The organism is Pseudoalteromonas sp. NBT06-2 (genome assembly GCF_002276045.1).
Lineage (GTDB): Bacteria > Pseudomonadota > Gammaproteobacteria > Enterobacterales > Alteromonadaceae > Pseudoalteromonas.
The window spans coordinates 1-541 of the sequence record NZ_NQMR01000413.1; the positions used below are offsets into that span (position 1 = coordinate 1).

At 38.3% G+C, this 541-nt stretch carries 1 protein-coding gene; it reads right to left on the reverse strand.

Features of this window, described 5'->3' with window-relative positions:
• On the reverse strand, positions 1–541 hold a 541-nt coding region (locus CJF42_RS27985; protein WP_170940798.1), incomplete at both ends, for a hypothetical protein.

Consider the following 541-nt stretch of genomic DNA (forward strand, 5'->3'; position numbering starts at 1 on the left):
CCCATGTTTTGAACTGCTTTAGTGTGTGCTTCTTCTAATTCAGCTTTAGTGCAAGGCACCATGACACCTGTATCAACATCAGCTGTTGACCATTCAATGATAAAATCTGATATTTCGTTTCTTGCTGCGTTGATAGCATTATTTAATCTGGTTATACTTTTTTCATCGGCATCAAATGTTTTACCACTGTTAATTATCACTTTGGCCCGTTGCATTTTATCTTGTCTATCTGCTTTAAATAAATTGACTAGGTAAGGGGCTAAAACTTTACTCCCTGTATATTCAGGCATGGCTTCTGGTTCGTCTGGTATTGTTTTTGGTGATGCGTAGATATCTATATCGTGTTCATCTTTACCAATTATTGGTAAGTTCGCATTATAATCATTGATTGCAGTAAGTTTGCTGAGATAGTTATGATACTCATCAAAGTATTGCCACTTTTGGCCGTTTGCGACACGTCCGGCTGCGGCTTCAATATGCGCTGTATTGCCACGTTCAATAAACAATTGTAGGCGCTCAAGTGAACACGTTTCAGTTTTAG